This window comes from Maribellus comscasis (assembly GCF_009762775.1).
Classification (GTDB): Bacteria; Bacteroidota; Bacteroidia; order Bacteroidales; family Prolixibacteraceae; genus Draconibacterium; species Draconibacterium comscasis.
The window spans coordinates 7,118,188-7,131,171 of record NZ_CP046401.1 but is presented as its reverse complement, the minus strand read 5'-3'; the positions used below and the strand labels follow the sequence as shown (position 1 = coordinate 7,131,171).

The following is a 12,984-nucleotide window of genomic DNA, read 5'->3' as shown; positions in this document are numbered from 1 at the left end:
ATTTAGCAGGCTCATAAAGGTAGGAAAAAATTGAATTAAAAAAATTTGAAATCACTTTCACCTTTTAATGGCAAACCAGCCAAATAACGGGAACAAACAAAATGGTTATCCAGGATACAAGCCTGTGAACGATTTTTAACTGATAGGAAACTATTTTTTCAAAGCTTAGCAGAGCTCCGCTAATAAATGCTACAAGGAAAATAACGTCGGAAATGATAAAAAGAATAAAGCCCGTTCCGTTAAAACTGAATGTTTTTAGATGGTTGATATAAATTAACACAACAAAAACCACCAGTGCAACAATTGCAAGTTTATGAATGGTGAAAATATCCGTTTTATAAGGCTCACCATTCTTCCTTAGCCAAACTCCGCTAACAATTAACAGTAGCGTAAGTGCTCCTGAAATGATTGTTTTAGTTAGGACAGTTTCCATAAATTTTTGTTTTTGCTAAAATAAGTTTTTATGGAATTATAAATATAGAAATTTAGATTGAAGATAAGTTATACGAATCCCTTTAATCAATTTTTCCTTCATTTTGTTATCGATTAAAGAACAGTTGTTTTTGCAGATTTAAAAGACGAATTATGGAATTCCGGATCGAAAAAGATACCATGGGCGAAATTAAAGTCCCTGCCGACAAATACTGGGGAGCCCAAACTGAACGCAGCCGAAATAATTTTAGAATCGGGCCGCAGGCAAGTATGCCCATCGAAATTATTTACGCTTTTGCAGTTTTGAAAAAAGCGGCAGCACTCACCAATTACGATTTGGGTGTGCTTGAAAAAGAAAAAGCCGAATTAATTGCCACTGTTTGCGATGAGATTCTCACCGGCAGGCACGATAACCAGTTTCCGCTGGTTGTATGGCAAACCGGTAGCGGTACGCAAAGTAATATGAATATAAACGAAGTAATTGCCAACCGCGCTCAGGAGCTAAAGGGCGGAAGTTTAAAGGATGAGAAAAGATTTCTTCATCCGAATGACGATGTGAATAAAAGCCAGAGTAGTAACGATACCTTTCCCACTGCGATGCATATTGCCGCTTTTAAAGTGACGATGGAAATTACCATTCCGGGAATAACAGGTTTAAGGGATACGCTTTCCAAAAAGGCGAGTGAATTCAGGGACATTGTAAAAACTGGCCGGACTCATTTTATGGATGCTACGCCGCTAACACTTGGCCAGGAATTTAGTGCATATGTGCAACAACTTGATAAAGGAGTTTTTGCAATAGAAAATGCTTTAAGAAATGTGGGGGAAACAGCGTTGGGGGGAACAGCGGTAGGTACCGGCTTAAACAGTCCCAGGGGATATGCCAAAGCCGTTGCTCAAAAAATTGCCAAATTAAGCGGTTTTCCTTTTGTTTCAGCACCTAATAAGTTTGAAGCATTGGCAGCTCACGATGCATTGGTTGAACTTAGTGGCGCCTTTAGACGTGTGGCGGTTAGCCTGATGAAAATTGGTAACGATATTCGTATGCTGGGCAGCGGGCCCCGGTGTGGAATTGGCGAGTTGAAATTACCTGCAAACGAACCTGGTTCAAGTATTATGCCGGGTAAAGTAAATCCTACGCAAGCTGAAGCGTTGACAATGGTAGCAGCACAGGTTATGGGAAATGATGTGGCGATTGGAATAGGGGGCAGTAACGGTCAGTTTGAACTGAATGTTTTTAAACCGCTCATAGCTGCCAATATTTTGCAAAGTGCACAATTGATTGGTGACGCTTGTTTAAGTTTTAGCGTCAATTGTGTGGCAGGTATTGAACCCAATAATCAGGTAATTCAAAAGCATCTGGAAAATTCATTGATGCTGGTTACAAGCCTGAATGCACATATAGGATACAACAAAGCGGCAGAAATTGCTAAAAAAGCCTACGCCGAAAATATAACACTTAAAGAGGCCGGAGTTTCTCTCGGGTACGTGACGGCTGAAGATTTCGAAAAATGGGTAGATCCGCAAAAGATGGCGGGATTGTAATTATTTCAGAAGTTTAAATTGCGGGTAGTGTAAAATAAAAAACAGAGCCTCCGTTGAAGTTTTTTGCTGGCTCAACACCAACACTGCCCCCCAGCTTATCAATAATCCGTTTTACGATGCTCAGGCCAAGCCCTTGTCCATCAATCCTTCCTGACGAAAGACGTACGTATTTATGAAAAAGTTGAGATTGTTCTTCTTCTGTTAATCCCTTGCCATTATCTTTTATCCAGTATTTTACCATATTTTCTTCAGTTAGTTCCGAACCAACTTCAATTTTGGGTGGATGCCCACCATATTTAATTGCATTGCTGAGATAATTTACCCAAACTTCTTCCACCCAGGGGGCGTATCCACTGGAAGTTAGCCACTTGGCAGGAAATTTAATTTCAGCTTTTTCCTTTTGAATCAGTTCGTTTAGTTGTTCGGTGGCTTCAGCAAAAATCGTTTTCATATCCAGGCTGCTTTTTTCAATATCAGTTCGGCTTGAACGAGCCAGGATTAAAAGCTCCTGCGTAATTCGCATTGATTTGTCTGCTGAATTTTTTATTAAAGAGGCCAGTCTTGCAGAATGTTTTGTGTCTTTAATATTTACACTTTCTTCCAGAATTTCACTTGAAGCGACGATCGTGCCAAGAGTATTTTTTAAATCGTGGGCAACCGTATGTGCAAACGAATCCAAATCTTCAATTAGTTTCTCTCGAATCTCAATTTCAACCAATAATTTTTTGTTTGCTTCCTTTAACTCATCCTCTGCATATTTAATACTGGTAATATCATGTAACAATAAAAGACTTCCTGAGTAATCTCTTTTTCTATAATAAATGGGGGAAATTTGCACCTGATAATATCTTTTGTCAATTTCAACCTGAACTCTTTCTACTCCCTTGCTGTACAATGCTAAAGAAAGCGTTTTATAGTCGGAAAAGATGTCTTTAAAACTTTTGTTGATTATTGAAGTTTTATTGAGTGAAAAAATCTTGTAAACCGAAGAATTGCAATCTTCTATATAACCATCAGGATTAACAACAATGGCGCCGTCATCCATTGTGTCGATGAGTTTATTCCTGGCAAAAGGGACCAGGTCAAACATTTTATACCGCGCTATACCAAAAGCAACGAGCAGACCGGTAAGTACAAAAGAAACCGGAGTCCAGTCAAAGCCCGGGAAAGGATTTATACCGGTAACATACATCAGGTTCCCCAAAATTGGAATAACAGATGCCAGGAGAAGCACAGTGATTTGAGACTTGTAATATGCTGTAAACCTGTATATAGAATATGCCAAATTATAAAGTCCTGAAACAAACAGTAGCATGGCATAGCTCCAGTATATCCAAAACCAGACTCCGTGGTGATAGTGGGCCACGTTCAAAATTGCATCCTGGGTAACATCAGTCCAGACTAATTTATGGGTATCGTTGGTCAGAATTAATCCGATTGTAATAGCAGGTATTATCGATAAAAGAAAGATGTTGCGGTTGGTAATTATTTTTGTTTTTTGGCTAAAGGCTGTTGTGAATAAAAAATACAACACAGGTAGAAATGCAATGCCAAAATACGATAACTTCGACCACATAATTTTGGTTTGAAGATCGTAGGTTGCAAATTCAAAGGCATAAGTAATTGCCCATACTGCAACCAGAGTTTCAAGTAATATTATAAATTTTACCTCCTGTGATTTGCGTTTTTCCCAAAGAAATATTATTGCAATCACTGCTGCTACAGCAGTCAGGAACTCAATCAAACTGTCTATTGTAAAATGATATCCCATCACTTAAAAATAACGCACAACTTCCGTCCGACTTATTCAGTACGATGCAAATTTAGCAGAAAAATAAAAATGCTTTGTTTAATTTGTGTTAATAATTTGGAAGTTATTAACACCGATATAAGTTGATTTTTAAATATTCGTTGGCTATTACTTTCGAACCCTTAATTTTTAACGGATAAATTTCGTTTTAAATATAGAAATATTCCTGAAAAAATAACCAGTAACCCAATAGTGAAAATACCCCATAAAAAATTATCAGGGACGTAATTTGAAAGTTCCTGAGTAAAATTTTGATTTTTTGTTAAGTATAATAAAGAACGAAAATAGTTACCTTTAAAAATTATTCTTCCGAGATCATAAGTGAAAGTGAAATAAATAATTGTCGCACCTGTAATCATCAACCCTAATTCAATCCCGGTAATTTTATGCGAATTGTTTTTTAGTCTGAAATATTCAAAAATAAATGTCATTAAAATCATTGTTATCGAACAAATAACTGGTGCAAGTACAGGTCCGAGCCAGGTTATCGGGATTAAAAAAAGAATATCCCAGGTTAGCAACGATTCAGGCCAGCTGAGAAATAATTTTAACGCCACATAATAGAAAATATCCCAAATTCCAAAGATGAAAAGAAATACAGAAAGCCGTTGTAAAAAGCTCTTGCCAGCGATCCAGGCAACAGCAAAAAGCATAAAAAGGGTACTGAATTCGCGCACAATTTCAACTCCCATTAGCCATTGTGGCAAAATTTGTAAAGGAAACCTGAAACCATCCGGGTAATATAACTCCCTCAGGTAAACCACCACAATTGCCTCCAGAAACCCCATAGAAGCTGCAAAAATAAACAATGGGAAAAATTTTGTCTTTTTCTGTTCGTGCCAATTACTCATTCGTGTTTTTTTCTTTTTAAATTTCTTATTATTTCCCTTGAAATACAAATTCTGGTCATTGTTTCTTTGCTTATGTAAATAGGATTTATTTGTTTGAAAATGAGTATAATTTGGAAATATTTAGTTTTGATTTTTTTGTCTGCGCATTTGTTTGACTCTAATTTTTCCGTAACTTGAGAACAACAGAAATCTCAATAACAAACCTTATGAAAAACTACAGGATTAGTCGTCGGAAAGCTATTGTAACAGCATCTGCAGGCACGCTGGGAATGTTGTCGGCTCCATTTTCTTCTTATGGTTTTGAAAGTTCAAAAAAACTTGCGCTGTATGGCGGGGAAAAAGTAAGAAATGTTGCCTGGCCGGATTGGCCCGTGTGGGATAAAACAGCTGAGGACGGTATCGTTGAAATGTTGCGAAGCGGGCGTTGGTGGCGCGGCAGCGGCGAACATGTTGAGGACTTTGAACAAAAATATGCCCAACTGATGGGGACAAAACGTTGTTTGGCCACAGCAAGTGGGACCACATCACTTTTAGTAGCTACCCATGTTTTGGGTGTAGACGCCGGAGATGAGGTGCTTGTTTCTCCTTTTACTTTTATTGCCACGTATAATGTTATTTTTATGAATAAAGCACTTCCGGTGTTTGTTGATACCGATCCGGAAACTTTCCTGATAGATCCTTCGAAGATTGAAGAAAAGATAACCAGTCGAACTTCTGCCATTCTGCCGGTTCATATCTATGGTTTGCCGGTTGACATGGATGAAGTAAATAAAGTGGCTCAAAAAAACGATTTAAAGGTAATAGAAGACGCGTGCCAGGCCTGGCTGGGAGAGTATAAAGGAAAGAAACTGGGGACTTTGGGTGATCTGGGCTGCTTTAGTTTTCAAAATTCTAAAAATCTGCCCACCGGTGAAGGAGGTGCAATTGTTGGAAACGACGATGAAATTATGGATCGGTGTTATTCATTCCACAACTGTGGACGACCATTTGGACGAGTGGAACGTACTTCTGATTATCCGATTCGGGGTAGTAATCGCAGAATGCAGCAAATTCAGGCACTGATGTTATTGTCGCAGATGAAACGTATTGAAAGAGATGCCGACATCCGCCTGGAGAATGCAAAATATCTGGATGAGAGACTGGCTGAAATTCCCGGTATTGTTCCGTATAAACTGGTTACTGATGATGCCCGTTCTGCTTATCACCTTTATCCGTTTCGTTTTGTTTCTGAGGAATTTGGAAAAGTATCACGCGAACAATTTATTAAAGCATTACGTGCCGAGGGAGTACCTTGTTCATCGGGCTATGGCAGACAAAATTACGACGGGCTCATTGAAGAAGCACTCAATTCAAAAGGCTACAAACGCTTGTTCTCTGAACAGCGACTGAAACAGTGGCGGGAAGAAAATGTTTTGCCCGGGAATGACCAACTGGCAGATGAGGCAGTAATTTTTTCTCAGAGAATGTTGCTTGGCAATAAACACGATATGGATGATATTGTAAATGCCGTTACAAAAATTTATGAAAACAGAGAAGCGTTTCAGTAATCTGGAAGTGTATTTGTCCCGTCAAAATAGCATAATACCTTTGGTTTAACGTATATTTGAACAGTTCAAAAATTACTAAACCAAATTTCTTTGCTATGTGGCTGATTATTCTTTTGCTTTTGTCTATTGTTTTTATTATTATTTCAACCTCCGTTTTGAAATGGCACCCGTTTTTATCTTTGATTTTAGTGGCTTTTGGCTTCGGAGTTTTGTCGGGGAAAATGACATTAACAGAAGTTGTTGAAACAGTAAATGATGGTTTTGGAAGCACAATTGGCTACATTGGAATTGTTATCCTGGCCGGCTCAATTATCGGGAAATTTTTGGAAATGTCGGGGGGCGCGTTTAAGCTGGCTGGTGGCGCATTAAAATTGGTTGGAAAGAAAAAAGTTCCTTTGGCAATGAGCATTGTGGGCTATATTGTGAGTATCCCGGTTTTTTGCGATTCGGCGTTTATTGTTCTTTCTCCACTGGCAAAAGCAATTTCAAAAAAATTAAAAATATCACTTGCCATGCTTGCCATCGCCCTGAGTTTGGGCTTGTATGTTACTCACTCGTTGATTCCTCCTACACCCGGTCCGGTCGCAGCAGCCGGAATTTTACAGGCCGATTTGGGAATGGTTATTTTGTACGGTCTGCCGGTTAGTTTAATTGGGTTAGTCACAGGCTGGCTGTTTTCGTTGAAAATAGCTTCAAAACATCAAATAAAAACGGATAGCGGACAAAACGAAAAAGAACAAGTATTTGATGATAAAAACAGCCCTTCGCTGGTAAAATCATTATTGCCGGTTTTTGTCCCCATTATTTTAATTGTAATTCGGTCCGTTAGCATCTTGCCTTCAATTCCGTTTGGAGAAGGGAACTTGTTTGAAATTTTAAATTTTATTGGTCAGCCGTCTGTAGCCCTGCTCATTGGAGTAGGCTTATCTTTTTTACTTCCGGCAAAGCTTACAAAAGACATGCTATCAACAACCGGTTGGTTGGGACAGGGGATAATTGCAGCCGCAAGTATTATTATTGTTACCGGCAGTGGGGGCGCTTTTGGTAAAGTTTTGCAGGCATCAGGAATTGCTGCGGTCATTCAAAACAATCTTTCAGGAGCTCAGACTTTAGGGATTTGGTTACCGGTAATAATCGCCTTGTCGCTTAAAATAGCACAGGGGTCGAGTACCGTTGCCATTATTACAACTGCCAGTTTAATGGCGCCGCTTTTAGCTTCGCTGGGAATGGATTCTCCAACAGCAAGAGCCCTGGTTGTCACAGCAATCGGAGCCGGTTCAATTATTGCCAGTCATGCCAACGACAGTTATTTCTGGGTTGTTACTCAAATGACCGGGATGAATGTTAAGCAGGGGTACAAGCTTCAAACCCTTGGCACACTGGTCATGGGGATTATGTCTGCAACTGCGGTTTGGCTTATTAGTTTGTGGGTGCTGTAGTTTTTCATCAGTTTTTAATCAAATAATTCTCCGAGGCTTTGCCTCGGGGTTAGTCAGCTTTAAGGATTTTCTTTATTTTTTCGTTTTTTTCAAATATCCATCAAATGCTTATGGGTAAGCATCTGTTTGCCATTTTGTTAAGTAGAATATTTAAAATCTGTTAAATCGTGCTAATGTGTTTTAAAATGTTTGTTTGAGATGAAAAATGGAACAGTGCTTGTTATCTTCTTTTTAGAAAGGAGATTAAAAGATGAAAAAGTATGTTTTGATAGTTTTTTTAGCGGTTTTTTCAAATTTGGTTTTTGCTCAGGTTGAAACTGATGCGCCAACAATGACAAAAAAAGAAAAGCGTAAAGCCAAAACAGAGCAGCAGTACAAAAAGACAAAAAAATTACTTGAAAATAAAAACTTTGTTTTGGAATCGGATTTTCTGAGAAGTAGACGTGGCGTGAGTTATCCTGTAAGTTCAAATTTGAATTTTGTTAAAGTGGATTCTTCAATAGCTATTATACAAATTGGTTCGCCCTGGGGCTACGGACCAAACGGAGTTGGTGGTGTAACAGCAAAAGGCAAAATTACCAAATGGGTTTTAAAAGAAGATAAAAAGAGAAATGCTTTTTATCTGAGTATGAACGTTATGACGCCAATTGGTATTTATGACGTTAATATGACAATCGGCCCTTCAGGAGGAACTCTGGCAAGATTGACCGGATTGCGTTCCGGGCAACTAACTTTCGACGGAGACCTGGTTACTGTTGAAAATTCCAGAGTATATGAGGGAAGATCCTTATAAGAAATTTAAGATAGTGATTTGAAGATTGCTTTAAATTACTTAATTGATTGATTGAGATTTAGCGAAAAGAGTGTTGACTCTTTTCGCTTTTTTTGTATCCCTGTGAATTTTAACAGAAAATTTTTTGGTACTTACAAATCAATTTATGCCGGGGTCTGGTTCACAAATGTTTGATGACAGGCGCGAATAACGCACAAATACAGGGAAACTATAAATACCGTTTTATATAAAGTGTATTTTTCACATTAAAACATTTTGAAAATGAAAATAATCCGATATTTTTGAAAATACATTTGAACTTAACTGACTTAAAATTGGAAAATAAATTATTCATTATGAGAACTAAATCATATTTAATCCTGACTTTTTTATTTATTACTGCTCAATTAACTGCACAAACTTTGGTGAAAATTACAGTTGAAAAGCAAAAGCCTGAAATAACAGTTGCACCAAACATGTACGGCATTTTTTTCGAAGACATAAATTTTGCTGCCGACGGAGGTTTGTACGCCGAAATGATTAAAAATCGTTCGTTCGATTTCCCAAATTCACCCTTTATGGGTTGGCTTACTTATGGAAAAGTGTCTGTGCAAACCGAAGGAGCTCCTTTTCCCCGCAATCAGCATTATGCACGTTTATTGAACGACGGTTTGCTTACCGGAACAGGATTGTTAAACGAAGGTTTTCGTGGAATTGGAGTTGAAAAAAACAAGAAATATAACCTGAGTTTATACGCTAAAAATGTGAATAAGGGTGAAAATAAATTGAAAATCGAGATTATTTCAGCAGCCAATGAAATTATTGCAAGTGGCGAAATTGAAATAAATTCAGGAGACTGGGAAAAATACAAACTGGAATTGCAAGCAGAGGAGACATGCGCACACGCTAAACTACGAGTTGATTTGATTTCGCAGGGAGAACTGGATATTGAACATGTTTCACTATTTCCGGCAGAAACATGGAAGAACCGTGAAAATGGTATGCGAAAGGATTTAGCGCAGGCTTTGGCCGATTTAAAACCCGGAGTATTTCGGTTTCCGGGTGGTTGTATTATCGAAGGTAATAACCTGGAAACCCGTTACCAGTGGAAAAATTCGGTTGGCGCAGTGGAAAATCGTCCGGTGAACGAAAACCGTTGGAATTATGTATTTCAACATCGTTTTACGCCCGATTATTTTCAGTCTTACGGTTTGGGATTTTTTGAATATTTTCAGCTTTGCGAAGATTTTGGTGCCGATGCACTTCCGGTGGTGAGTTGCGGAATGGCGTGCCAGTTTATAACCGACGAATGTGTTCCGGTTGACGATCTGGAACCTTACATTCAGGATGCGTTGGATTTAGTGGAATTCGCTAACGGCCCGGTGACATCAAAATGGGGAAAAGTGAGAGTAGAAATGGGACACCCGGAATCTTTCGGATTAAAATATATCGGAATTGGAAATGAACAATGGGGCGAGGTTTTTCCAAAGCATCTTGAAGCTTTTCAAAAGGCATTTGACGAGAAATACCCGGAAATCCAAATTATTGGTTCTTCAGGGCCCTCTGCCGATGGTGAACAATTTGATTATTTATGGGGCCAAATGAAAAAGCTGGATGTTGATTTGGTGGATGAACATTACTACAAAGACCCTGACTGGTTTCTGCAAAACGCAGATCGCTATGATGATTACAGTCGTAAAGGACCAAAAGTTTTTGCCGGGGAATATGCTTGCCACGTTCAGCCCGAAAAGAAAAATTCATTCTACGCCGCGCTTTGTGAAGCTTCCTTTTTAACCGGAATTGAAAGAAATTCCGATGTGGTACGTTTGGCAACTTACGCTCCGCTTTTTGCACATGTTGATGCCTGGCAATGGAAACCCGACATGATTTGGTTTGATAATCTGCGTTCGGTAAAGTCAGCCAATTATTATGTCCAGCAGTTGTATAGCAAATACAAAGGTACAACCGTGCAAAACGTAAAAATGAATGGAGAAAATGTAGTTGGTCAGAATGGAATTTATGCCAGTGTGGTTACTGATAAAGATAATGACCAACTCATTATAAAAATTTCAAATACGGGAAAATCGGAAAAGGAAGTTGAACTTGATTTCAAATTAAAAGAACTTCCGGGTGTTTTAAAAGGAAAACAGATTACATTAAAAGCGAACCTTGATGATGAAAATACACTGGACGAGCCGTTTTTGGTAAAACCGCTTGAAAAGGAAGTTGTATTGGATTCAAAATCACCGAAAATTAGTATCGAAGCCGAATCATTTCATGTTTTTGTATTAGATTTATAGGCCTGAATTGAAAAGCTTATAAATTAAAATACAATGAACCAAATGAATGTTAAGTCAGGACAATTCGTAATTGTTCTGATGATTTTTTTTTCTGTTTTTTCGTGTACCAAACAAACAGGAGAACATTTTGATCCTGTCAAATATGTAGATCCAAATATTGGCGGAGTAGGGCATATTTTACAGCCAACCCGGCCAACTGTACAGTTGCCAAACCAGCCCATTCGTATGTATCCAAACCGGGAAGATTATTTGGATGACCAGATTACTTCATTTCCTTTGTCAATGATTTCTCACCGAAACGGACAACTTTTCAGGTTGATGCCCTTTACCGGAGAAACAGCAAATCCGGTTTCAGAATGGGGAAAACAAAACGAAACTGCAACTCCTTATTATTATTCAGTTTGGTTGATGGATTACAACACAACACTTGAGTTTGTGCCGGGAGCTAAGGCCGGTTTTTTCAGAATAAAATTCCCGGATTCAGAAATAGCAAAGATAAATTATACAATAGCCAACAATGGTACGTTCAAGGTTGAAGGTGAAAATACCATTTCTGGAGTGGAATCTTTTAAGGGAATGAATGCCTTTGTTTACGGAGAATTTGATGCTACAATAAATTCCTCTGAAATTTTGGAAGACGGCAAACAGCTTGTTCTTGCATTTTCGGAAAACAGTCAAGCTTTAAATTTTAAATATGCGATCTCCTACATCAGTTTGGAGCAGGCAAAAAAGAATCTTCAGAATGAAATTGCAGCCTGGGATTTTGACAAATTAAAAGAAAATGCTCGTTTGGCCTGGGCGGAAAGTTTAAGCCAGATAGAAGTGGAAGGCGGAACAGAAGCGCAAAAAAGAACCTTTTATACGGCTTTTTACCGCACATACGAACGTATGGTTAATATCACCGAAGACGGGAAATATTACAGCAATTACGACGGTAAAGTACATGAGGACGAGCAGCCTTTTTATATCGACGACTGGATTTGGGACACTTATCTGGCACACCATCCTTTGCGTGCTTTGCTCGACCCGGATATTGAAAATGATATGATGAGTTCGTACCTTAGAATGTATGAACAAAGTGGCTGGTTACCTCAGTTTTGTTTGTTGTGGGGAGAGAATCCCTGCATGAATGGCTTTCACTCAACAGTATCTTTTCTGGATGGTTTCCGGAAAAACGTACTGGATTTCGACCTTGAAAAGGCTTACGAAGGAATGAAAAAAAATGCCCTGGAAGGAACCATGTTACCCTGGCGAAATGGAGCGGCCTGTTCGCTGGATACATTTTATCAGGAGCACGGGTATTATCCGGCGCTGCATCCGGGCGAAGAAGAAACGGAGCCCATGGTTCATTCCTTTGAAAAACGACAGGCGGTTGCTGTTACCCTGGGGCATAGTTACGACGACTGGGCATTAGCCCAACTGGCAAAAGAATTTGGGAAGGATGATGATTATAAACTTTTCTCTGAAAAAGCCAACAATTACAAAAATCTGTATTGGGAAGAAAAAGGATTTTTTATGCCCAAAGATGCTTCAGGAAAGTGGATTGATATTGATCCCAAATGGGCAGGTGGCATGGGCGGCAGAGATTACTACGATGAAAACAATGGCTGGACCTATTTGTGGCAGGTACAACACGATGTAGACGGATTGATGAATTTAATGGGAGGAAAGGAAATATTTGAAGCTCGTCTCGATCAGCTTTTTCGGGAAGATCTGGGAAGAAGTAAATATGCCAATTGGGCAAAGTTTCCCGATTTTACCGGAATTGTAGGTCAGTTTTCCATGGGCAATGAACCTAGTTTTCATATTCCATACCTCTATAATTTTACCGATTCTCCGTGGAAAACACAGAAAAAAATTCGAATGTTGCTGGATGCATGGTATCCCGACAATATTTTCGGTATTCCCGGTGATGAAGATGGTGGCGGAATGACCGCATTTGTTGTGTTTTCTTTTATGGGATTTTACCCTGTTGTTCCGGGCTTACCCATTTACACTATTGGAAGCCCCGTTTTTGAGAAAGTAACCATACATCTCGATAATGGAAATGATTTCAAAGTTGTAACGGAAAATTATGCCGAGAACCACATTTATATTCAAAAAGCATGGTTGAACGGAAAGCCACTGGACGGTCCGTGGATTACGCATAATGAGGTTGTAAATGGCGGAGAACTTAAATTAGAAATGGGACAGAAACCAAATATGGAATGGGGAAGCGTTGAATTGTTTAATCAACTGACATCATCCTATTTAAAATAAGGATCTTGTATAAAATCATAGTTTGTTAT

At 38.8% G+C, this 12,984-nt stretch carries 9 protein-coding genes; 6 read left to right on the top strand and 3 right to left on the bottom strand.

The window, feature by feature from the left end; all coding sequences use genetic code 11:
• Positions 1–64: 64 nt before the first annotated feature.
• Positions 65–433: a hypothetical protein gene (locus tag GM418_RS28550; protein WP_158871377.1), complete on the bottom strand. Its 369-nt coding sequence runs from the start codon at positions 431–433 to the stop codon at positions 65–67.
• A gap of 152 nt (positions 434–585) precedes the next feature.
• Between GM418_RS28550 and fumC the strand changes: the two genes are divergently transcribed.
• A complete protein-coding gene (fumC, locus tag GM418_RS28545) occupies positions 586–1,977 on the top strand; it encodes a class II fumarate hydratase (RefSeq protein WP_158871375.1) in 1,392 nt (463 codons plus the stop codon).
• A 13-nt stretch (positions 1,978–1,990) separates the two neighbouring features.
• Here fumC and GM418_RS28540 read toward each other — a convergent pair whose 3' ends face one another.
• Both GM418_RS28540 and GM418_RS28535 read right to left on the bottom strand, forming a co-directional pair.
• The gene (locus GM418_RS28540; protein WP_158871373.1) at positions 1,991–3,748 is read right to left on the bottom strand and encodes a sensor histidine kinase; all 1,758 of its coding nucleotides are present in this window, start codon (positions 3,746–3,748) and stop codon (positions 1,991–1,993) included.
• A gap of 161 nt (positions 3,749–3,909) precedes the next feature.
• A complete protein-coding gene (locus GM418_RS28535; protein WP_158871371.1) occupies positions 3,910–4,638 on the bottom strand; it encodes a hypothetical protein in 729 nt (242 codons plus the stop codon).
• Between the two features lie 206 nt (positions 4,639–4,844).
• Here GM418_RS28535 and GM418_RS28530 point away from each other — a divergent pair, with 206 nt between their 5' ends.
• The 5 genes from GM418_RS28530 to GM418_RS28510 all read left to right on the top strand — a co-directional run bounded on the left by GM418_RS28530 (position 4,845) and on the right by GM418_RS28510 (position 12,955).
• Positions 4,845–6,185 carry a DegT/DnrJ/EryC1/StrS family aminotransferase gene (locus tag GM418_RS28530; protein WP_158871369.1) on the top strand — a complete coding sequence of 447 codons (1,341 nt, stop codon included), beginning with the start codon at positions 4,845–4,847 and terminating at the stop codon, positions 6,183–6,185.
• A 95-nt stretch (positions 6,186–6,280) separates the two neighbouring features.
• A complete protein-coding gene (locus tag GM418_RS28525; RefSeq protein WP_158871367.1) occupies positions 6,281–7,624 on the top strand; it encodes a GntP family permease in 1,344 nt (447 codons plus the stop codon).
• A gap of 250 nt (positions 7,625–7,874) precedes the next feature.
• Complete coding sequence (locus tag GM418_RS28520) at positions 7,875–8,417, top strand: DUF4251 domain-containing protein (protein ID WP_158871365.1); 543 nt, start codon at positions 7,875–7,877, stop codon at positions 8,415–8,417.
• A gap of 335 nt (positions 8,418–8,752) precedes the next feature.
• Positions 8,753–10,696: an alpha-L-arabinofuranosidase C-terminal domain-containing protein gene (locus GM418_RS28515; RefSeq protein ID WP_158871363.1), complete on the top strand. Its 1,944-nt coding sequence runs from the start codon at positions 8,753–8,755 to the stop codon at positions 10,694–10,696.
• Between the two features lie 42 nt (positions 10,697–10,738).
• A complete protein-coding gene (locus GM418_RS28510; RefSeq protein WP_158871361.1) occupies positions 10,739–12,955 on the top strand; it encodes a GH92 family glycosyl hydrolase in 2,217 nt (738 codons plus the stop codon).
• Positions 12,956–12,984: the final 29 nt, after the last annotated feature.